Here is a 19,631-nt window from a genome sequence, read left to right as displayed (position 1 = left end):
GGGTAAGACGATGAAAGGTCAGAAATCGCTTGTTCTGCAGTACTCAACGTCCCAGCACAGCTGGATCTACCAGCTCACCCAAGGGGCGGCCCAGCAACTGCTGCGCTGGCGCCAACTGCATCGCCAGCGCCGTGAACTGGCGCGCCTGAGCGATGCGGCGCTGGACGATATCGGCCTGAGCCGCGCGGATTTCCTGCGCGAGGTGGAGCGCCCGTTCTGGGATGATCCGCTGAAAAAATGAGTCGCATCATGGAGGTGCCACGACTAGTGTAAGTGGGCTTGTTCACAAGGAGCCGGGCATGCCCACCACACAGTCCCTTACCCTGGCCCAGGCGCGCCGCCTGGCGTTGTCGGCTCAAGGCTTCAACAATCGGCAGGCGAGCCCGTCGCTCGGTGCCGCGCAACTTAGCCGGATGATCGAGCGCCTGGGTGTGGTGCAGATCGATTCGGTCAATGCCTTGGTGCGTTCGCACTACCTTCCGCTGTTTTCCCGCCTCGGCAGTTATCCACAGGCGCTGCTCGATCAGCTGGCCTGGGGGCGCAACCGTCAACGCAAACTCTTCGAGTACTGGGGGCATGAGGCCTCGCTGTTGCCGCTGCAGCTGTATCCACTGCTGCGCTGGCGCATGGAGCGTGCGCGCCAGGGGCAGGGGATCTATCAACAGCTGGCGCGTTTTGGCCGCGAGCAGCAAGCGACCATTGCCCGGGTGCTGGCGGCGGTGACCGAGCACGGCGCCCTCGGCGCTGGCAGCCTGTCGACCCGCCAGGAGCGCGCCGGGCCCTGGTGGGACTGGAGCGCGGAAAAGCACGCGCTGGAATGGCTGTTTGCCGCAGGGTTGGTCAATGTCGCCGGCAGGCGCGGGTTCGAGCGCTTGTATGATTTGCCCGAGCGGGTACTGCCGGCTGCATTGCTTGAGCAACCACCACTGCCGGAGGCCGACGCTCAGCGTGGGCTTTTATTGCATGCCGCACAGGCGCTGGGCGTGGCCACCGAGAAGGACCTGCGCGACTACTTTCGCCTGGCCCCCGGCGACAGCCGCGCACGCCTGGCCGAACTGGTCGAGGAGGGGCAATTGCAAGCCTGTGCGGTACAGGGCTGGACGCAAGCGGCGTATTGCCTGGAGGCGCCAAAGGTGCCGCGCAAGGTCAGCAGTAGCGCCTTGCTTTCACCCTTTGACTCGCTGGTCTGGGCGCGTGAGCGCACCGAGCGGCTGTTTGACTTTCGTTACCGCCTGGAGATCTACACGCCGGCGCCCAAGCGCGTGTACGGCTATTACGTGTTGCCGTTTTTGCACAACGAACGCATTGCCGCGCGGGTCGACCTGCGCGCCGAGCGTGCCAATGACTGCCTGGCAATCCACGCGGTGCACGAAGAGCAGCCGGGGCTGGATGAAGCGGGCATGCAGGCCCTGGCCGACAACCTGCAGCGCATGGCCAGCTGGCTGGGCCTGGCCGAGGTGCAGTTGCACTGCCCGCGAGCCAGCGCCGCACGCTTGCGCGTGGCGCTGGCCGCTGGCCGCGTTAGCGACGCACTTGCTTGAGGGTTTCGGCGATCAGGAACGCCAGCTCCAGCGACTGATCGGCATTCATTCGCGGGTCGCAATGGGTGTGGTAGCGGTCGCAGAGGGCGTCTTCGGTGATGGGGCGTGCGCCGCCGATGCATTCGGTGACGTTCTGCCCGGTCATCTCGATATGGATACCACCGGCATGGCTGCCTTCGGCCTGGTGCACCTGGAAGAACTGCTTGACCTCGCTGAGGATCTGGGCGAAATCGCGGGTCTTGTAGCCGCTGCTGGCCTTGATGGTGTTGCCGTGCATCGGGTCGGAACTCCACAGCACCTGGCGGCCTTCGCGCTCGACGCTGCGAATCAGCGCCGGCAGGTGTTCGCCGACCTTGTCGGCGCCCATGCGCACGATCAGGTTGAGGCGGCCGGGGTCGTTGCTGGGGTTGAGCACGTCGATCAGGCGGATCAGCTCTTCGGTGTTCATGCTTGGCCCGACCTTGACCCCGATCGGGTTGTTCACCCCGCGCAGGAACTCGACGTGGGCGCCATCGAGCTGACGGGTGCGATCGCCGATCCAGAGCATGTGCGCCGAGCAGTCATAGTAGTCGTTGGTCAGGCTGTCGCGGCGTACAAAGGCCTCTTCGTAGTTCAGCAGCAGCGCTTCGTGGGCGGTGAAGAAGCTGGTTTCCCGCAGCTGTGGCGAGCTGTCCAGGCCGCAGGCGCGCATGAATGCCAGGGTTTCGTCGATGCGGTCGGCCAGCTGGCTGTATTTTTCTGCCAGCGCCGAGTTGGCGATGAAGTCCAGGTTCCACTTGTGCACCTGATGCAGGTCGGCGAAGCCGCCCTGGGCAAAGGCGCGCAACAGGTTGAGGCTGGCGGTGGACTGGTGGTAGGCCTGCAGCAGGCGCTCCGGGTCGGGGATCCGGCTTTTTTCGTCGAAACCGATGCCGTTGACGATGTCGCCACGGTAGGCCGGCAGGGTGACGCCGCCAATGGTCTCGTCGCCCGCCGAGCGCGGCTTGGCGAATTGCCCGGCCATGCGCCCGATCTTGACCACCGGGCAGCCGGCGGCGAAGGTCATGACAATGGCCATTTGCAACAGGACCTTGAAGGTGTCGCGAATCTTGGCTGCGGAAAACTCGGCGAAGCTTTCGGCGCAATCACCGCCCTGGAGCAGGAAGGCCCGGCCCTGGGTGACTTCGGCAAACTGGCGGCGCAGCTCCCGCGCTTCACCGGCGAACACCAGCGGCGGATAGCTGGCCAGGGTCTGCTCGACCTTGAGCAGATGGGCGGCATCGGGGTAGCTTGGTTGCTGCTGGATCGGCAGGGCGCGCCAGCTGTCAGGACTCCAGGGGTGGTTCATTGCGGGCTCGATCTGGTCGGAAAGGGGCTGTCTGCCATGTTAACAGGTGGCGCATGCCTTGTTGCACTGGCGCTATTGACAGACAATGGCGGTTTTTTGCGCGATACGGCGGCGTCTGCCGGGAGACAGCATGACAGTGGAACGGGTAGAGCGACTGCTGGCCCAGGTACAGGACCAATACGGCACCATCAGCGTGCTGGAAGTCGACGACTATCGCTTTCTCGAATTTGGCGAGGCGATCGAGCAAAGTTGCGTGTTCACCGCCGACCCGAGCTGGCTGGAGTACGACTACACCCGTGCCATGCTGATCGGCGCGCTGGCTCACGCCGAGCCCGAGAGCGCGTTGTTCCTGGGGCTCGGTGCCGGCACCCTGACCCAGGCCTGCCTGAAGTTCCTGCCGCTGGAAGACGTCGAAGCCATCGAGTTGCGCCCGGATGTACCGCGCCTGGCCATCGAGTACATGGGCCTGGATGACGACCCGCGCCTGTACATTCGTATCGGCGATGCCATGGAGCTGCTGGAGACGGCCGAATCCGCCGACCTGATCTTCGTCGACCTCTACACCGACCACGGCCCGGGGGTCGCGCACCTGGCCTGGAGTTTTCTGGAAAACTGCCAGAAACGCCTGAACCCTGGTGGCTGGCTGGTGATCAACCAGTGGGCCAGCGACGACGGCAAGCCGTTGGGTGCGGCGCTGCTGCGCGGCCTTTATCATCGGCATTACTGGGAATTGCCGGTCAAGGAGGGCAATGTGATCCTCATGGTCCCGGCTGACCTCGACCAGCAGCTCGATCTGCCGGGCCTGACCGCGCGGGCCGAGGCGCTGGCGCCGCAACTGGGCTACTCGTTGCAACCGCTGATCGGTGCGATTCGCCCGGCGTCCTGAGGCGCGTCACTGTGTCACTGGCGGAAAATCGATTCAGCCGCCAGTGTCGTCCACTTTCCGGGCCCGCCGTTACGTGGCCTGGCGCTGGCGTGTTTCATGAAAAAAATCTCCCGTGAATGGCGAATTCAGGTATAGTACGCGCCGGTCTTTCACCGGACCTCGTTTAAGGTGTGCAATTCCCCGAAGCCAGCTTCGGCTGCGCGTCCGCACTGCGGACTCTCCTTGACGTTCCTTTTTTTCTTCAATCGTTTTCGCAAATCCCCGCCGACAAAGCTGCCAGGGTGACCTTCGGGTCTTACAAGGCATGTGCAGCTTTGGAGCATGGGTCTTTGCGGATGCACTTAGAGGCAGACCCATGACCCAGGAAACCGGCGGCTTCGCCGCTCTCGAACTTCATCCGAGCATTGTTGCTGCAGTGCTGGCTACCGGCTACGAAGAGCCGTCCGCCATTCAGCAGCAATCGATCCCGATTATTCTCGCTGGTCACGACATGATCGGTCAGGCGCAGACCGGCACCGGTAAAACCGCTGCCTTCGCTCTGCCAATCCTGCACCGCATCGACCCGAGCAAGCGCGAGCCGCAAGCCCTGATCCTGGCGCCAACCCGTGAGTTGGCGCTGCAAGTAGCCACCGCTTTTGAAACCTACGCCAAGCAAATGCCGGGCGTAACCGTGGTGGCCGTATACGGTGGTGCCCCGATGGGCCCACAACTGAAAGCTATCCGTAACGGCGCGCAAATCGTCGTTGCTACCCCGGGCCGTCTCTGCGACCACCTGCGTCGCGACGAGAAAGTCCTGGCAACCGTCAACCACCTGGTGCTCGACGAAGCCGACGAAATGCTCAAGCTGGGCTTCATGGATGACCTCGAAGTGATCTTCAAGGCCATGCCGGAAAGCCGTCAGACCGTACTGTTCTCGGCCACCCTGCCTGCATCCATCCGTGCCATCGCCGAGCGCCACCTGCGCGAGCCGAAGCACGTCAAGATCCAGAGCAAGACCCAGACCGTTACCGCTATCGAACAAGCCCACCTGATGGTCCACGCCGACCAGAAGGTTTCTGCTGTCCTGCGTTTGCTGGAAGTGGAAGAGTTCGACGCGCTGATCGCCTTCGTGCGTACCAAGCAAGCCACCCTGGACCTGGCCAGCGCCCTCGAAGCCAAAGGCTACAAAGCCGCTGCGCTGAACGGTGACATTGCCCAGAACCAGCGTGAGCGCGTCATCGACTCGCTCAAAGATGGCCGCCTGGACATCGTCGTCGCTACCGACGTCGCTGCCCGTGGTCTGGACGTACCGCGCATCACTCACGTGTTCAACGTCGACATGCCGTACGACCCGGAGTCCTACGTTCACCGTATCGGCCGTACCGGCCGTGCCGGTCGCGAAGGCCGTGCGCTGCTGCTGGTTACCCCGCGCGAGCGTCGCATGCTGCAGGTGATCGAGCGTGTTACCGGTCAGAAGGTTGCTGAAGTTCGCCTGCCGAACGCCCAGGCCGTTCTCGATGCCCGCATCAAGAAGCTGACCAACAGCCTGGCGCCGCTGGTTGCTGACGCCGAGTCGACCCACGGTGATCTGCTTGACCGCCTGACCGCCGACATCGGTTGCAGCCCGCGTGCCCTGGCCGCTGCCCTGCTGCGCAAGGCTACCAACGGTCAGGCCCTGACCCTTGAAGCGGTCGAGAAAGAGCAGCCGCTGGTTCCGACCTACACTCCGCGTGAGCGCACTGGCGATCGTCCAGAGCGTGGCGAGCGTGAGCGTCGTGCACCCATGCCGCTGGGCGAAGGTCGTGCGCGTTGCCGTACCGCGCTGGGCGCGCGTGACGGTATCGCTGCCAAGAACCTGCTGGGCGCGATCCTCAACGAAGGCGGCCTGGCCCGCGAAGCGATCGGCCGCATCCAGGTGCGCGACAGCTTCAGCCTGGTCGAGCTGCCGGAGGAAGGTCTGGAGCGTCTGCTGACCAAGCTCAAGGACACTCGTGTTGCCGGCAAGCAGCTGAAGCTGCGCCGCTACCGCGAAGACTGATCCGCGAGCGATAAAAAAATCCCCGACTGGTTCGGGGATTTTTTTTGCCTGTACGAGGTGATGTGTTGGCTTGACCCGCGATCGGTCGCAATCCAGCGACAGGATCAATCGAACCGGTAAATATCCATCCCCAGCGCCCCCAGCGTAAACCCCTGATGGGCAATCCCGAATCGCCCGCCCGCACCCCGGGCGAAATACAGCGGCAACAGGTGCTCATCACTGGGATGATTGCGCACGGCAAACGGCGCCTGCTGGCGGTAGTCGTGCAAGGCGGGGGTGTCATCGGCTACCAGCTTGTCGATTATCCAGTCGCGAAACGCCAGGGCCCAGGGCTCGACGCTTTCGGGTCCAGCCTGCCAGTCGAGCTCGCGCAGGTTGTGGGTAATGCTCCCCGAGCCAATCAGCAGGATGTTGTCTTCGCGCAATTGCGCCAGCGCCTTGCCCACCTGCTCCTGCAGCTGCGGGCCCATCTGACTTGGTAGAGACACCTGTACTACGGGGATGTCGGCTGCCGGGTACATCAACGACAGCGGCACCCACACGCCATGATCAAACGGGCGCTTGGGGTCGAGGCGCGCGGCTAGCCCGGCATCGCCCAACAGGCCGATCAAGCGCTCGGCCAGTGCCGGCTCGCCAGGAGCGGGGTACTGAACGGCATACAGGGCGGCAGGAAAGCCACCGAAGTCATGCCAGGTTTCTGGTTGCGGGTGGCTGCTGACCCACAGCTCGCGGCTCTCCCAGTGCGCCGAGACCACCACGATGGCTTTGGGCCGCGGTAGCTCTGCGGCCAGGCGCGTCAGGGCCGGGCCGCTGGCACCGGGCTCGAGGGCGAGCATGGGCGAGCCGTGAGAAATAAACAGGCTGGGCAGCATGGAGAGGGTCCTGGCGGTTAAGATGGGCCCATCTTCCGGCAGATCATTGATCTGATTCCAATATAAGTTTTCGCATAATCTGATCGAATAATTCGAGGTATGCCATGCAGGCAGAGTTCTGGCACAAGCGTTGGGCAGACAACCAGATCGGCTTTCACCAGCGCCAGGTCAACGGCGACCTGCAACAGTACTGGCCCAGCCTGGGCCTGGCGCCCGGCAGCAAGGTCCTGGTGCCGTTGTGTGGCAAAAGCCTCGACCTGGCCTGGCTGGCCGGGCAGGGCCATCAGGTGCTCGGCATCGAGCTGTCCCAGCGGGCGGTGGAGGATTTCTTCAACGAACAGCGGTTGACGCCCGAAGTCGGCCAGCGGGGCGCGTTCAAGACCTATCGCAGTGGCAACCTGCAGCTGTGGTGTGGTGATTTCTTCGCCCTGAGCGCCGAGGATATCGCCGACTGCACCGCGCTGTATGACCGGGCCGCAGTGATTGCCTTGCCGCCTGCGTTGCGCCAGCGCTATGCCGCGCTGCTCAGTGGCTATCTGGGGTCCGGGTGTCGGGGGCTGTTGATCACCATGGATTACGACCAGGCCCTGCTGCCGGGCCCGCCCTTTGCGGTGGTTGATGCCCAGGTGCGGCAACTGTTCGCTGACTGGCAGCCGCATGAGCTTGAGGCGCGGGATATTCTCGCCGAGAGCCCGAAGTTCGTTCAGGCCGGGGTGCCGATGCTATTTGAGCGGGTGTACCGCCTGCAGCGCTGAAATGTAAAAGGGCGACCGAAGTCGCCCTTTTTTATTGCTGCTACCGATCAGCCGCGACGGCGCAGGGCTTCGATGCGCTCTTCCAGCGGCGGGTGGCTCATCAGCAGGCCGGCCAGGCCCTGCTTGAGGCCGCCGTTGATGCCGAAGGCGTTGAGGGTGTCGGGCATGTGCACCGGCACACCTTGTTCCGAGCGCAGGCGCTGCAGGGCGCCGATCATCGCGTTGGTGCCGGCCAGGCGGGCGCCGGCTTCGTCGGCGCGGAACTCGCGTTTGCGCGAGAACCACATGACGATGATGCTGGCCAGGATGCCCAGTACCAGTTCGGCGACGATGGTCGCGATGTAGTAGGCGATACCCTGGCCTTCTTCGTTCTTGAAGATCACCTTGTCGACGAAGTTGCCGATGATGCGGGCAAAGAACATCACGAAGGTGTTGACCACGCCTTGCACCAGGGCAAGGGTGACCATGTCGCCGTTGGCGACGTGGCCGATCTCGTGAGCCAGTACGGCGCGCACTTCATCGGGCGAGAAGCGCTCGAGCAGGCCCTGGCTGACCGCTACCAGGGCGTCGTTGCGGTTCCAGCCGGTGGCGAAGGCGTTGGCCTCGTAGGCCGGAAAGATACCCACTTCGGGCATCTTGATGCCGGCTTCGCGGGACAGTTCCTCGACGGTCTGCAGCAGCCATTGTTCGTGGCGGGTGCGCGGTTGGCTGATGATCTGGGTGCCGGTGCTCATCTTCGCCATCCACTTGGAGATGAACAGCGAGATCAGCGAGCCGGCAAAACCGAACACCGCGCAGAAAATCAGCAGCTGGTCGAGTTTGAGGTCAACCCCGTTGGCCGCCATGAACCCGTTGAAGCCAAACAGGCTCAGGGTAATGCTGGCAATCAGCACAACCGCGAGGTTGGTGGCCACAAACAGTAAGATGCGCATCATGGTTGTTACGTTCTCCTGACGGATAAAAGTGTCACGTATGCGGGGTATATAAGGTGCGCGCTGCAGTGATTCAACCGGGCGACTATTTCAAACTGTGTACTTGCCTTTATTACAGACGAATTCCAGCAACCCGCACGCCAGAGCGGCGGGTGATGTAAGGGCTGAATGCTGGGTCTGTAAGGTCTGCGCCGAGGGCGGCGCAGACGTTTCCATATGCGCAGTAGGTTACTGCTGATATGTCTTCAGGAAGTTTCCGATCCGGCCAATGGCCTGCTCGAGGTCGTCTACCCGTGGCAGGGTCACGACGCGGAAGTGATCCGGCCACGGCCAGTTGAAGGCCGTGCCCTGGACGATCAGCAGCTTTTCCGACAGCAGCAGGTCGAGGACGAACTTCTCGTCGTTGTGGATCGGGCAGACTTTCGGGTCGATGCGCGGGAACGCATACAGCGCGCCCATCGGCTTGACGCAGCTGACCCCGGGGATGCTGTTGAGCAGCTCCCAGGTGCGGTTGCGCTGCTCGAGCAGGCGGCCTTGTGGCAGTACCAGGTCGTTGATGCTCTGGTAGCCGCCCAGGGCGGTCTGGATCGCGTGCTGGCTCGGCACGTTGGCACACAGGCGCATGTTGGCCAGCATGTCGATGCCTTCGATGTAGCTCATGGCGTGATGCTTGGGCCCGGAGATGGCCAGCCAGCCGGAGCGGAAGCCCGCCACCCGGTAGGACTTGGACAGGCCGTTGAAGGTAAGGCAGAGCAGGTCCGGGGCCAGCGAGGCGGTGCTGATGTGCACGGCTTCGTCATAGAGGATCTTGTCGTAGATCTCGTCGGAGAACACCACCAGGTTGTGCTGGCGGGCCAGCTCGAGCATGCCCAGCAGCAGTTCGCGCGAGTACACCGCGCCGGTCGGGTTGTTCGGGTTGATGATCACCAGGGCCTTGGTGTTGGAGGTGATCTTGGCCTTGATGTCGTCCAGGTCCGGGAACCAGTCGGCCTGCTCGTCGCACAGGTAGTGCACCGGGTTACCGCCAGCCAGGCTGACGGCGGCGGTCCACAGCGGGTAGTCCGGGGCCGGAATCAGCACTTCGTCGCCATTGTTGAGCAGCGCCTGCATCGACATCACGATCAGCTCGGAGACGCCGTTGCCCAGGTAGATGTCTTCGATACCGACACCTTCGACCTGTTTTTGCTGGTAGTACTGCATCACCGCCTTGCGCGCGCTGAACAGGCCCTTGGAGTCGCTGTAACCCTGGGCGGTTGGCAGGTTGCGAATCACATCCTGGAGGATCTCGTCCGGCGCCTCGAAACCAAAGGGCGCCGGGTTGCCGATGTTCAGCTTGAGGATGCGATGGCCTTCCTCTTCCAGGCGTTTGGCGTGCTTGAGCACCGGGCCGCGAATGTCATAGCAGACATTGGCGAGCTTGTTCGATTTGCTGACCTGCATGATGTGATCCCGATTAGAAAAGATCGCCGCGCATTGCGCTGTGAAAACGTTTGAAATGCGTATGACGCGGGTGCCAGACTGATGTCTGATGAGGCGCAATAATATACGTGCCGCCCGCCCTGTGGAAAAGCCATGGCGCGGGGTTTTTGGACAGATGAGGCCTGATGATGGAAAAACTCGCGAAAACCCTTGAAGAATGGCGCGCCATGCTCGACCCCGAGCAGTACAACGTGTGCCGCCTGAAGGGCACCGAGCGGCCGTTCAGCGGCAAATACAACGGCACCAAGACCGACGGCGTCTACCATTGCATCTGCTGCAACGAGCCGCTGTTCGATTCGAGCAGCAAATTTGATTCCGGGTGCGGCTGGCCTAGCTTCTATGCGCCGATTGCCGACAGCGCGATGATCGAGATTCGCGATACCTCCCACGGCATGATTCGTACCGAAGTCACCTGCGCCAAGTGCGACGCCCACCTGGGCCACGTATTTCCCGACGGTCCGCCGCCGACCGGGCTACGCTACTGCATCAACTCGGTCTGCCTGGACCTGGTGCCACGCTGACAAAGGAGCAAGGTCATGGCCGACGCAATGCTGAAGATTCCCTGCATTACCCTGACCGGTGAGCAAAAAGCCCTGGCCGATTACCCGGCCAAGGCAGTACTGGTGGTCAACACCGCCAGCCAGTGCGGATTTACCCCGCAATACAAGGGCCTGGAGCAGCTCTGGCAACGTTACCGCGAGCAGGGGCTGGTGGTGCTGGGCTTTCCCTGCAACCAGTTCGGCAAGCAGGAGCCGGGCGATGCGAGCGAGATTGCGCAGTTCTGCGAGCTCAAGTTTGGGGTCAGCTTCCCGTTGTTTCGCAAAATCGAAGTCAACGGCGCCGGAGCCCATCCGCTGTTTATCGAGCTGAAAAAGCGCGCCCCGGGGCTGTTCGGCTCCGAAGGCATCAAGTGGAACTTCACCAAGTTCCTGCTCGACCCGGCCACCGGCAAGGTCACCCGCTATGCTCCGAGCACCAAGCCGGACGCCTTGGCCGGTTCGATCGAGAAACTGCTCAGGTAGCCGTCAACGGCACCCAGTGATCGATCAGCGCCAGCAATTCCTCGCGGCGAAACGGCTTGGCCAGGTAGTCGCTCATCCCCGCAGCCCGGCAGCGCTCGCGCTCTTCGGGCATGGCGTTGGCGGTCAGGGCGACGATCGGCAGGTCTGGCCAGCGCCCGCTCTGGCGGATCCGCCGACTGGCTTCATAGCCGTCCATCACCGGCATGTTGCAGTCCATCAGCACCAGGTCGAAGGGTGACTGCTCCAGCTGTTCGAGGGCGTCGGCGCCATGGGCGGCGACGCTGACCTCACAGCCGAGCTTGGCCAGCATACCCTTGGCCACCAACTGGTTCACCGGGTTGTCCTCGACCAGCAGGATGCGTGCACGGCGTTCGCTGTGCGAGGCGCCGCCAAGCGGTGACTGGTTGATGTGGTCGGCGCCGTGCAGGGTGCGCCGCAGTGTCTGATACAGGGCGTTGCGGGCCAGCGGTCGGGCCTGCTGCTGCAAGGGCGCCAGGTGCGCGGCCTGTTCGCCGGGCAGGAAATTGCCATAGGCGGTAACCAGCAGGATTGGCGCACTGACCTGCGGACGCAAACTGAACAGGCAATCCAGGTCGTCGGTGATCAGCAGGTCCGGGGTCGCGTCCTTGAGTTGCTCTGGCGTGTCGTAGCGCTGGTAGTCCAGGCCCCAGCCGGGCAGCAGTGTCTGCAGCAGTTCGGCCAGGCCGCTGCTGGCATTGCTGATGGCCGCAACGCTGCCGTGCAAAGGTTGCGCGGGCACCGCCGCGGTATGGCTGGGCAATGGCAACTCGGCGCTGAACTGGCTGCCGAAGCCGGCTTCGGAACTGATGCTCAGGCGCCCTTGCATGGCTTCGCAGAGGTTATTGGTCAGCGCCAGGCCCAGGCCGGTACCGCCGTATTGGCGGGTGATACCGGCGCCGGCCTGGGTGAAGGGCTGAAAGATCCGTACCTGGGCTTCGCTGGGGATGCCGATGCCGGTGTCGCAGACATCCAGGCGAACGCCGCCGGCGTAGCTGCAAAGGCGCACATCGACACGGCCAAAGCGAGTGAACTTCAAGGCGTTGGACAGCAGGTTGCTGACAATCTGCCGTACCCGTGTCGGGTCGCCGAGCACCATCGAGGGAAACTGCGGGTCGATCAGGCAGGTCAGCTCGACACTGGGCGCGGCGTTCTGCGACAGCAGGTTGGCGGTGTCTTCGACCAGCGCGCCGAGGTCGAAGGGAATGCGTTCAAGCTCCAGTTGCCCGGCATCGAACTTGGACAGGTCGAGAATATCGTTGAGCAGCTCGACCAGAACCTTGCCCGAGTCGTGGGCAATCGACAGCTGCTGGCGCTGCTCGGCATTGAGCGGGCTGTCCAGTGACAGCGCGATCATCCCCAGCAGGCCATTGAGCGGGGTGCGAATCTCGTGGCTCATGTTGGCCAGAAAGGCCGCGCGTGCCTGGGCCATGTCCAGGGCGCGGCGCCGGGCGTCTTCGAGTTCTTCGTTGGACTGGCTGAGGCGAGTGTTGCTGGCCTTGAGCTCGTTGGTGCGCGCCGAGACGATGTTCTCCAGCTCGTTGAGGTAGTCGGTCAGGCGGTTTTCGGCGTTGCGCCGCTGCTGGATCTCGGTGGCCATGCTGACGAACTGCTGGTTGGCGACCTTGACCAGCACGCCGATTTCGTCCTGCTCGTGGCCGGGTGGAAACGACAGTTTGGACTGCGCCGGGTTGCGCGAATCACTGTTGCTCAGGGCGCTGATCACCCGCACCAGCGGCTGGGTCAGCATGATGTAGAACAGGCCGAGAAGAATCCCGGTCAGGACCAGGCTGCGCACAAAGCCATTGAGCAGGGTGACTTCGGCGCGCTTGAGAAAGCGGCTGCCAAAGGCAAAGGTATCGACGTCCAGGTACAGGGTGCCGAGGTATTCGTCGGGCATATGGCTGAGAAACAGCTGGTCGCGAAACTGGCGCGATTCGCCGAAGAGGAAATCGCTGATCAGCCGGTAGCTGCTTTCCTGGCGTGGGCGCTGAACATCGGCGAGGACGGTGTCGTTGTTGTCGATCAGCCAGGCGCGGGTGATCGCCGGCGATTGCAGCAGGCCGCGGGTCAGTTCCTGGGCCAGTTCGGCATCGATGTTATAGGCGATGCGCGAAGCCGGGTTATGGCTGATTTGCAGCAGCGCCTGCATCTCGCGGTTGATGGAGGCGTCTTCACTGGCATAATCGATACCGATCTGGATGAGACTGAGCAATGTACCCAGGATGAAGCCGACCAGGACCGTCAGCCGGGCTTGCTTGTAGGACAGGCGATTGGTGAACTTGATATCCATGAGTCCCGAGCCAGTTTCACGTTCCGTGCGCTGCGCAAGCATAGCCGATCAGTCCCGGCTGCTGGCACGCCCTGTCACACATTCAGCTGTGCTTTTGTCCTTGCATCTGTCTTGAGGAATTCTTGTGGACTCACGTTTGAATGCTTTTCTGGAGCGCGCCGAAACCGTACTTGCGCGCCTTGAGCCCCTGTTGCCGGCGCCACGCCCGAGCATCGACTGGTCGCAATGCCTGGCTGCGCGCTGGCAGCGCGATGGCCGTAGCGGCTACCTGCTGCCGCTGCAGGTCAGCCTCGACATGCGCCTGTCCGACCTGATCGGCGTCGACCAGCAGCGCGAGCAACTGGGGCGCAACACCCGCCAGTTTCTCGATGGCATGCCGGCCAACCACGCACTGCTGTGGGGCTCGCGCGGTACCGGCAAGTCGTCGCTGGTGCGCGCACTGCTGGCCGAGCATGCCGAAGCCGGCCTGCGCCTGATCGAAATCGAGCGCGATCACCTGGCCGACCTGCCGCGGGTGGTCGAGCAACTGCAGAAACTGCCGCAACGCTTCGTGTTGTTTTGCGATGACCTCTCGTTCGAAGCCGGGGAGGGCGACTACCGGGTGCTCAAGAGCGTACTCGATGGCTCGCTCGAACAGGCGCCGGATAACGTGCTGCTGTATGCCACCTCGAACCGCCGCCACCTGGTGCCGGAAAAACAGAGCGACAACGAAAACTGGAAGATGGTTGACGGCGAGCTGCATCCCAACGAAGCGGTGGAGGACAAAATTGCCCTGTCTGACCGCTTCGGCCTGTGGCTGTCGTTCTACCCCTTCACCCAGGAGCATTTCCTCAACGTGGTCGAGCACTGGATCACCCAGCTGGCGCAGAGTGCTGGCCTGGCCTGGCGCCGCGACGAGGAACTGGACATTCTCGCCGTGCGCTGGGCAACCGGTCGCGGCAACCGTAACGGCCGTTGTGCCTACCAGTTCGCCCGTTACTGGGTGGGACTGAAACTGTTGGAGCAAAAATCATGATCGACCTCAACGCTACCGGCGCCGGCCTCGAAGGCTACGGTCTGCTGGCGGCACAACTGGAAGCCCTGCTGGCCGATGAGCGTGACTTCATCGCCAACGCCGCGCAGTTTTCGGCGTTTCTCTACAGCCAGGTCGAAGACCTGAACTGGGCCGGCTTCTACCTCAACCGCAACGAGCAACTGCTGTTGGGGCCATTCCAGGGGCAGGTGGCCTGCGTGCGCATCCCGTTCGGGCGTGGTGTATGCGGCGCTGCTGCGGCCAGCCGGGAAACCCAGCGGGTGGAAGATGTGCACGCGTTTCCCGGGCACATTGCCTGCGACAGTGCATCGAACAGCGAGCTGGTGATTCCGCTGGTAAAGGATGGCCGATTGATTGGCGTGCTGGACCTCGACAGCCCTAAGCTTGCGCGTTTCAGTGAAGTGGATCAGGCGGGGCTGGAGCGCTTGGCGGGGATTTTCCTGCGACTGACCGATTGCTGACGAGCGCTTTGCACTCGATCGCTGGCAAGGCCAGCTCTCACAGGTCTTGTATGTAGCGAACCTTGTGGGAGCCGGCCTTGCCGGCGATTGGGTCAATTAGAACTCAGTCGTAGATGACCTTTTTCTTCCAGTCTTCGGTGGTATCGGTCTTCAGGCCTTCGGTCAGGGCGTTGGTTTCGTCCTCGGCCGGTTCCAGCTGGCTCAACACCTGGGCATTGGCGCGGGCCAGCAGCTTCTCCATGTATTCCAGTTGTTCGCGGTAAATCACCGGGTCAGGCTGCTTGCGCAGGTATTGCACGCCACGCTCGAAGGCCAGGCGCGCGTGCCCCGGCTGGTTCTGTTGCAGCGCCTGCTGGCCGAGGTTGTTGAAGAACTCGATGTGCAGCAGCACCAGGATGTGGCGAATTTCCTTGACCCAGTACTTGGCCTCGTTGGTCGGCAGGAAGCCTTCCTGGGCGGCGCGGGTGATCTGGTTGTGCATGCCTTCCAGCAAAAAACGCACATCCTTGGCCCGGGCTTCGGTCTGGATCGGCATCGGCGGGTTGTTCACCGGCAGTGCTTCACCTTTGGCAATCAGCCCTTCGAGTTCGGCGATCCGTGCGCGAATATCACGGCTGTGCTTGTCCAGGGCCAACTGGCGCTGGTTGAGGTTGAGTTCCAGGCGGGTCAACAGCAACTTGAGGGCCGGGGTCATCAACTGGCCAGGAAAGGTTTCGGTGATTTCGCCACAACGGCGCAAACGTTCGGCCAGCTCGATCTTCAGCCGGGCACGCTCGAGCTTGTTGTTCTCGACCACGTTGTTCAGGTAGCCGATCACGATCAATAACGCGATCCCCGCTACTATAAGCAGGGTGATCAGAAGTGGTGTCACCGTTAACGCCTCATACAGGATGATTTACTGTTTGAGTGTAGTGGCTAAGCTTTTAGCCGGATAGAGCTGTTTGGCGGTTGCCCGGGGGCGATTGATGGCCTTTTGCTGGTAGATCGCCGTGGCTGCTGGGCCGAAGGCGGGTAGGGCGTCAGAAAATAATCGTCAAGCCTCAGGCGCGCGTTGCCCTGGCGCAAGGCTGCAAAGCGCCGGGAAGTCATTGATTTAAATAAATTTATACAGAGGGGTTGACGGCTTATCAAAGCATCCCTAGAATGCGCGCCACTTGCAGCGTAAAGCACACAGCGGAACGCGGCAGGGAGTGAATGTTGTAGCGTGTCCCCTTCGTCTAGTGGCCTAGGACACCGCCCTTTCACGGCGGTAACAGGGGTTCGAGTCCCCTAGGGGACGCCAATGCGGGAATAGCTCAGTTGGTAGAGCACGACCTTGCCAAGGTCGGGGTCGCGAGTTCGAGTCTCGTTTCCCGCTCCAGTTTACAATGGCTTTGCTTAACGGCAAGGCTTGTAAAAACCCAGCGTCAGATCTTCATGGTTTGAGTTGGTAACTGAGGCATGCATTGCATGTTTCGGGCGTCGTCCCCTTCGTCTAGTGGCCTAGGACACCGCCCTTTCACGGCGGTAACAGGGGTTCGAGTCCCCTAGGGGACGCCATTTTTGCGGGAATAGCTCAGTTGGTAGAGCACGACCTTGCCAAGGTCGGGGTCGCGAGTTCGAGTCTCGTTTCCCGCTCCAAATATGGTGCTCCAGCGTTTGATAACGCTGTAGTGATGGAACAAGGGCGTCAGTGCTTGTTCTTGCCGGTCCGGCCGGTCGCTACAAATTTGCGGGAATAGCTCAGTTGGTAGAGCACGACCTTGCCAAGGTCGGGGTCGCGAGTTCGAGTCTCGTTTCCCGCTCCAAATAAAGAAACGCCGTTCGTTTGAACGGCGTTTTTTTTCGTCTCGATTTTATCCGCTGTCTGCGTGCGGCAGGGCTGTTGTCAGCCCTGCGCAGCTTCATCGCTTAATGCTTGCTGTCGTCGTCCGACATGCTCAGCAGCTGTTTTTCCTGGTTCCAGTCGAAGGGTTCATCATTCTGCTCGGCCTCGAAGCGGCGCTCTTCCAGTTCCTGGTACATGTCCAGTTCGTTCTCCGGCATGAAGTGCAGGCAGTCGCCGCCAAAGAACCACAGCAGGTCGCGCGGTACCAGGTGCGCGACCTGTGGATAACGCTGGATGACCTGGCACATCAGGTCCTGGCCAAGATAGGTGCTTTCCGGGTCGACGGGCAGTTGCAGCATCAGATCGTCGAAGCGCTCCAGAAACAACGCGTGGCTTTCTTCCGGCACCTGCTCGGCTTCGCCCAGGGCAACCAGGATGGTGCGCAGGTGGGTGAGCAGGGCGAGATGGTATTCCAGGCGATCGGTAGCCATGCAGGCAGTCCTCTTGAGCAAAAACGGGCGCGGGAGTATACGGCTCCCGGCGCCCGATGTCCCGGCCCTTAGCGAATCTTGCCGTCGGCCGGTAGCAGTTGCTCCTTGTCGAAGGCATCGACATCGATCACCCGCCGGCGTGCCGACTCAGCGGCATGCAGGCTTTGCGCCTCACTGGCTTGCAGCACGCCAGCGTGCAGCGCCGCGTCGATAATCGACTCGCCTGGCGCAGGGGCAACCTGGCCACTCTTGACGGCCTGGTGCAGTTTTTTACGCAGCGGCGCGCCGGCGCTGAGTAAATCGCAGGCCTGTTGCAGGGCGGCAACCGGGTCGCCGTCCGCTTGCGGCCGATAACAACCGGCAAGCAGCCCCTCCAGCGCCGGGTCACCCTTGGCGCGGCCGATCAGTTCGGCAATCTCCGCGTCCAGTTCGTCGCTTGGCCCGGTATGCCGGCGGCCGAAGGGGAACACCACCAGGCGCAGGGCGCAACCGAGCAAGCGGTTGGGGAAGTTGTCGAGCAAGCGGTCCAGGGCTTTTTCGGCTTGGCCAAGGCTCTCCTCCAGGGCCCAACGCAGCAGCGGTTGCAGGTACTCGGGCGAATTCAGGTCGTGGTAACGCTTGAGCGCCGCCGAGCCCAGGTACAAATGACTGAGCACATCGCCCAGGCGCGCCGACAAACGCTCGCGACGCTTGAGCTCGCCACCCAGGAGCATCATGCACAAGTCGGCGAGCAAGGCGAACGCCGCCGCTTGGCGATTGAGGGCGCGGAAGTAACCTTGGCTTAACGCGTCGCCCGGGACTTTCTCGAAATGGCCCAGGCCCAGGCCGAGCACCAAGGTACTGGCGGCGTTACCGACGGCAAATCCAATATGCTGCATCAGCAGGTGATCGAACTCCTTGAGCGCCTGGTCGTGGTCTTCGCGACCGGCCAGGGCCATTTCCTTGAGTACGAACGGATGGCAGCGAATCGCCCCCTGGCCGAAGATCATCAGGTTGCGCGAGAGGATGTTGGCGCCCTCGACGGTGATGAAGATCGGCGCGCCTTGCCAGTTGCGTCCCAGGTAGTTGTTCGGGCCCATGATGATGCCCTTGCCGCCGTGCACGTCCATGGCGTGCTGGATGCATTCGCGCCCGCGCTCGGTGAGGTGGTACTTGAGAATCGCCGACAGCACCGAGGGTTTTTCGCCCAGGTCCACGGCCTTGGCGGTGAGCAGTCGCGCACTGTCCATCAGGAAGGCGTTGCCGCCAATGCGCGCGAGGGATTCCTGGATACCTTCGAAGGCCGCCAGCGGCACGTTGAACTGCTCACGAATCTGCGCGTACTGGCCGGTCACCAGGCTGGTGTACTTGGCTGCACCAGTGCCCACGGCTGGCAAGGAAATCGAGCGGCCCACCGACAGGCAGTTCATCAGCATCATCCAGCCCTTGCCGAGCATGTCCTGGCCGCCGATGAGAAACTCCAGCGGCACGAACACATCTTTTCCGCTGTTGGGGCCGTTCATGAACGCCGCGCCCAGGGGCAGGTGACGCTTGCCGATTTCGACGCCGGGGGTGTCGGTGGGAATCAGCGCGAGACTAATGCCCAGTTCTTCTTTATCGCCCAGCAGGTGTTCGGGGTCGTAGGCCTTGAAGGCAAGGCCGAGCAGGGTAGCGACCGGTCCGAGGGTGATGTAGCGCTTTTCCCAATTCAGGCGCAGGCCGATGACTTCCTCGCCTTGCCACTGGCCTTTGCAGATGATCCCGGTGTCGGGCATGGCGCCAGCATCGGAGCCGGCCAGCGGACCGGTGAGGGCGAAGCAGGGGATTTCGTCGCCGCGGGCCAGGCGCGGCAGGTAGTGATTGCGCTGCTCGTCGGTGCCGTAGTGCAGCAGCAGTTCGGCCGGGCCGAGGGAGTTGGGCACCATCACGGTGGAAGCAAGGTCGCCGCTGCGGGTCGCCAGCTTCATTGCCACCTGCGAGTGGGCGTAGGCCGAAAAGCCCTTGCCGCCGTACTCCTTGGGAATGATCAGGGCGAAGAAGCCGTGGCTCTTGATGTGCTCCCAGGCCGCGGGGGGCAAATCCAGGTCCTGGCCAATTTGCCAGTCGCTGACCATGGCGCAGAGTTCTTCGGTGGGGCCGTCGATAAAGGCTTGTTCTTCTTCAGTGAGTTCGGCCTTGGAGTAGCCGAGCAGGGTGTTCCAGTCCGGGCGGCCGCTAAACAGCTCGCCGTCCCACCACACGGTGCCGGCGTCGATGGCTTCGCGTTCGGTTTGCGACATTGGCGGCAAGGTGCGCTGGAACCAGCTGAACAAGGGCGCGGTGAGCACTTTGCGGCGCAGGTCGGGGAGCAGCAGGGGCGCGGCGACGGCGGCCAGCAGCAGCCAGAAAATCGTCAGTAGCCAGCCTGGGGCGTGGCTGAAAATGCCCATCGCCAGCAGGTACAGGGCAACGATGCCCAACGCCGGCAAGGCGGCGATGCGACGGTGGGCCAGGTAGGCCACGCCGATCACCAGGACCACTAACCACAACAGCAACATAGGAATTCCTCCGTGAAACATCGGGGCATTTCGCCATCCATCGAAGCTTAGACCGCATCGGTTAAACGGCTTGTCTGAACAGTGACAGGACATGACCTCAGGAGTTCGCCTGCACGCCAAACGATTGCCAGCGCGAGCGCCTGGAGTAGACTGGGCGACCAGCCAAATCATCAGGGAAACG

Annotated in this window: 16 protein-coding genes, 5 tRNA genes and 1 pseudogene; 14 read left to right on the top strand and 8 right to left on the bottom strand. The window is 62.5% G+C overall.

Annotated elements, in window-relative coordinates:
- The first annotated feature begins 10 nt into the window (after positions 1 to 10).
- On the top strand, positions 11 to 241 hold the full coding sequence (locus LOY37_RS19490; protein WP_309475534.1) for a DUF1127 domain-containing protein: 231 nt from the start codon (positions 11 to 13) through the stop codon (positions 239 to 241).
- A gap of 58 nt (positions 242 to 299) precedes the next feature.
- On the top strand, positions 300 to 1,541 hold the full coding sequence (locus LOY37_RS19485; RefSeq protein ID WP_258715545.1) for a winged helix-turn-helix domain-containing protein: 1,242 nt from the start codon (positions 300 to 302) through the stop codon (positions 1,539 to 1,541).
- Here LOY37_RS19485 and LOY37_RS19480 read toward each other — a convergent pair.
- Positions 1,522 to 2,868 (bottom strand): class II 3-deoxy-7-phosphoheptulonate synthase, encoded by a 1,347-nt coding sequence (locus LOY37_RS19480; RefSeq protein WP_045195224.1) that lies wholly within the window; start codon positions 2,866 to 2,868, stop codon positions 1,522 to 1,524. The two genes, LOY37_RS19485 and LOY37_RS19480, sit on opposite strands and share 20 nt — an antisense overlap.
- Positions 2,869 to 2,998: 130 nt before the next feature.
- Between LOY37_RS19480 and LOY37_RS19475 the strand changes: the two genes are divergently transcribed.
- Together LOY37_RS19475 and LOY37_RS19470 are read left to right on the top strand one after the other, a co-directional pair.
- Positions 2,999 to 3,754, top strand: a complete 756-nt coding sequence (locus LOY37_RS19475; RefSeq protein ID WP_045195222.1) for a spermidine synthase — start codon at positions 2,999 to 3,001, stop codon at positions 3,752 to 3,754.
- A gap of 321 nt (positions 3,755 to 4,075) precedes the next feature.
- Positions 4,076 to 5,771 (top strand): annotated as a pseudogene (locus LOY37_RS19470) (DEAD/DEAH box helicase).
- Positions 5,772 to 5,875: 104 nt separating this feature from the next.
- Here the strand turns inward: LOY37_RS19470 and LOY37_RS19465 are convergent.
- Positions 5,876 to 6,643, bottom strand: coding sequence for a class III extradiol ring-cleavage dioxygenase (locus LOY37_RS19465; protein WP_093380543.1), 768 nt, complete (start codon positions 6,641 to 6,643; stop codon positions 5,876 to 5,878).
- 104 nt (positions 6,644 to 6,747) lie between these two features.
- On the opposite strand from LOY37_RS19465, the gene LOY37_RS19460 reads away from it, so the two are divergent.
- Positions 6,748 to 7,398, top strand: coding sequence for a thiopurine S-methyltransferase (locus LOY37_RS19460; protein ID WP_093380546.1), 651 nt, complete (start codon positions 6,748 to 6,750; stop codon positions 7,396 to 7,398).
- Positions 7,399 to 7,445: 47 nt separating this feature from the next.
- On the opposite strand, the gene htpX is transcribed toward LOY37_RS19460, so the two are convergent.
- Both htpX and LOY37_RS19450 read right to left on the bottom strand, forming a co-directional pair.
- Positions 7,446 to 8,333 carry a protease HtpX gene (htpX, locus tag LOY37_RS19455; RefSeq protein WP_045195215.1) on the bottom strand — a complete coding sequence of 296 codons (888 nt, stop codon included), beginning with the start codon at positions 8,331 to 8,333 and terminating at the stop codon, positions 7,446 to 7,448.
- A gap of 225 nt (positions 8,334 to 8,558) precedes the next feature.
- On the bottom strand, positions 8,559 to 9,770 hold the full coding sequence (locus tag LOY37_RS19450; RefSeq protein ID WP_123567230.1) for a pyridoxal phosphate-dependent aminotransferase: 1,212 nt from the start codon (positions 9,768 to 9,770) through the stop codon (positions 8,559 to 8,561).
- A gap of 167 nt (positions 9,771 to 9,937) precedes the next feature.
- Here LOY37_RS19450 and msrB point away from each other — a divergent pair, with 167 nt between their 5' ends.
- Positions 9,938 to 10,330, top strand: coding sequence for a peptide-methionine (R)-S-oxide reductase MsrB (gene msrB, locus LOY37_RS19445; RefSeq protein ID WP_258717212.1), 393 nt, complete (start codon positions 9,938 to 9,940; stop codon positions 10,328 to 10,330).
- A gap of 15 nt (positions 10,331 to 10,345) precedes the next feature.
- Positions 10,346 to 10,831: a glutathione peroxidase gene (locus LOY37_RS19440; RefSeq protein ID WP_045195209.1), complete on the top strand. Its 486-nt coding sequence runs from the start codon at positions 10,346 to 10,348 to the stop codon at positions 10,829 to 10,831.
- Here the strand turns inward: LOY37_RS19440 and LOY37_RS19435 are convergent.
- A complete protein-coding gene (locus LOY37_RS19435) occupies positions 10,824 to 13,184 on the bottom strand; it encodes a response regulator (RefSeq protein ID WP_258607642.1) in 2,361 nt (786 codons plus the stop codon). The two genes, LOY37_RS19440 and LOY37_RS19435, sit on opposite strands and share 8 nt — an antisense overlap.
- A gap of 82 nt (positions 13,185 to 13,266) precedes the next feature.
- Here LOY37_RS19435 and LOY37_RS19430 point away from each other — a divergent pair, with 82 nt between their 5' ends.
- Both LOY37_RS19430 and LOY37_RS19425 read left to right on the top strand, forming a co-directional pair.
- Positions 13,267 to 14,157, top strand: a complete 891-nt coding sequence (locus LOY37_RS19430) for an ATP-binding protein (RefSeq protein WP_045195206.1) — start codon at positions 13,267 to 13,269, stop codon at positions 14,155 to 14,157.
- Positions 14,154 to 14,636 carry a GAF domain-containing protein gene (locus LOY37_RS19425; RefSeq protein WP_093380555.1) on the top strand — a complete coding sequence of 161 codons (483 nt, stop codon included), beginning with the start codon at positions 14,154 to 14,156 and terminating at the stop codon, positions 14,634 to 14,636. Before LOY37_RS19430 ends, LOY37_RS19425 begins: the two co-directional genes overlap by 4 nt.
- Before the next feature lie 103 nt (positions 14,637 to 14,739).
- On the opposite strand, the gene LOY37_RS19420 is transcribed toward LOY37_RS19425, so the two are convergent.
- On the bottom strand, positions 14,740 to 15,507 hold the full coding sequence (locus LOY37_RS19420) for a hypothetical protein (protein ID WP_045195204.1): 768 nt from the start codon (positions 15,505 to 15,507) through the stop codon (positions 14,740 to 14,742).
- A gap of 335 nt (positions 15,508 to 15,842) precedes the next feature.
- On the opposite strand from LOY37_RS19420, the gene LOY37_RS19415 reads away from it, so the two are divergent.
- The 5 genes from LOY37_RS19415 to LOY37_RS19395 all read left to right on the top strand — a co-directional run bounded on the left by LOY37_RS19415 (position 15,843) and on the right by LOY37_RS19395 (position 16,423).
- Positions 15,843 to 15,918 (top strand) — tRNA-Glu (locus LOY37_RS19415).
- Between the two features lie 2 nt (positions 15,919 to 15,920).
- Positions 15,921 to 15,996: transfer RNA gene (locus tag LOY37_RS19410), tRNA-Gly, on the top strand.
- 103 nt (positions 15,997 to 16,099) lie between these two features.
- Positions 16,100 to 16,175: transfer RNA gene (locus tag LOY37_RS19405), tRNA-Glu, on the top strand.
- 5 nt (positions 16,176 to 16,180) lie between these two features.
- Positions 16,181 to 16,256 (top strand) — tRNA-Gly (locus LOY37_RS19400).
- Positions 16,257 to 16,347: 91 nt separating this feature from the next.
- Positions 16,348 to 16,423, top strand: a tRNA-Gly gene (locus tag LOY37_RS19395).
- Positions 16,424 to 16,526: 103 nt separating this feature from the next.
- Here LOY37_RS19395 and LOY37_RS19390 read toward each other — a convergent pair.
- Both LOY37_RS19390 and LOY37_RS19385 read right to left on the bottom strand, forming a co-directional pair.
- Positions 16,527 to 16,934 carry a PA2817 family protein gene (locus LOY37_RS19390; RefSeq protein ID WP_045195203.1) on the bottom strand — a complete coding sequence of 136 codons (408 nt, stop codon included), beginning with the start codon at positions 16,932 to 16,934 and terminating at the stop codon, positions 16,527 to 16,529.
- A 68-nt stretch (positions 16,935 to 17,002) separates the two neighbouring features.
- Entirely contained in the window at positions 17,003 to 19,450 is a 2,448-nt protein-coding gene (locus tag LOY37_RS19385) for an acyl-CoA dehydrogenase (RefSeq protein WP_258715544.1), read from the bottom strand.
- Positions 19,451 to 19,631 lie beyond the last annotated feature (181 nt).

It is taken from the genome of Pseudomonas sp. B21-012, from assembly GCF_024749305.1.
Classification (GTDB): Bacteria; Pseudomonadota; Gammaproteobacteria; order Pseudomonadales; family Pseudomonadaceae; genus Aquipseudomonas.
Note: the sequence above shows the minus strand (reverse complement) of the source record. Positions and strands in the feature narration are given on the sequence as shown.

Excerpts from the sequence above, each read along its gene's own strand:
- LOY37_RS19425 (WP_093380555.1), top strand. The coding sequence starts at position 14,154 with ATGATCGACCTCAACGCTACCGGCGCCGGCCTCGAAGGCTACGGTCTG.
- LOY37_RS19480 (WP_045195224.1), bottom strand. The coding sequence starts at position 2,868 with ATGAACCACCCCTGGAGTCCTGACAGCTGGCGCGCCCTGCCGATCCAG.
- LOY37_RS19435 (WP_258607642.1), bottom strand. The coding sequence starts at position 13,184 with ATGCTTGCGCAGCGCACGGAACGTGAAACTGGCTCGGGACTCATGGAT.
- htpX (WP_045195215.1), bottom strand. The coding sequence starts at position 8,333 with ATGATGCGCATCTTACTGTTTGTGGCCACCAACCTCGCGGTTGTGCTG.
- msrB (WP_258717212.1), top strand. The coding sequence starts at position 9,938 with ATGGAAAAACTCGCGAAAACCCTTGAAGAATGGCGCGCCATGCTCGAC.
- LOY37_RS19485 (WP_258715545.1), top strand. The coding sequence starts at position 300 with ATGCCCACCACACAGTCCCTTACCCTGGCCCAGGCGCGCCGCCTGGCG.
- LOY37_RS19385 (WP_258715544.1), bottom strand. The coding sequence starts at position 19,450 with ATGTTGCTGTTGTGGTTAGTGGTCCTGGTGATCGGCGTGGCCTACCTG.
- LOY37_RS19390 (WP_045195203.1), bottom strand. The coding sequence starts at position 16,934 with ATGGCTACCGATCGCCTGGAATACCATCTCGCCCTGCTCACCCACCTG.
- LOY37_RS19450 (WP_123567230.1), bottom strand. The coding sequence starts at position 9,770 with ATGCAGGTCAGCAAATCGAACAAGCTCGCCAATGTCTGCTATGACATT.
- LOY37_RS19460 (WP_093380546.1), top strand. The coding sequence starts at position 6,748 with ATGCAGGCAGAGTTCTGGCACAAGCGTTGGGCAGACAACCAGATCGGC.
- LOY37_RS19465 (WP_093380543.1), bottom strand. The coding sequence starts at position 6,643 with ATGCTGCCCAGCCTGTTTATTTCTCACGGCTCGCCCATGCTCGCCCTC.
- LOY37_RS19490 (WP_309475534.1), top strand. The coding sequence starts at position 11 with ATGAAAGGTCAGAAATCGCTTGTTCTGCAGTACTCAACGTCCCAGCAC.
- LOY37_RS19440 (WP_045195209.1), top strand. The coding sequence starts at position 10,346 with ATGGCCGACGCAATGCTGAAGATTCCCTGCATTACCCTGACCGGTGAG.
- LOY37_RS19475 (WP_045195222.1), top strand. The coding sequence starts at position 2,999 with ATGACAGTGGAACGGGTAGAGCGACTGCTGGCCCAGGTACAGGACCAA.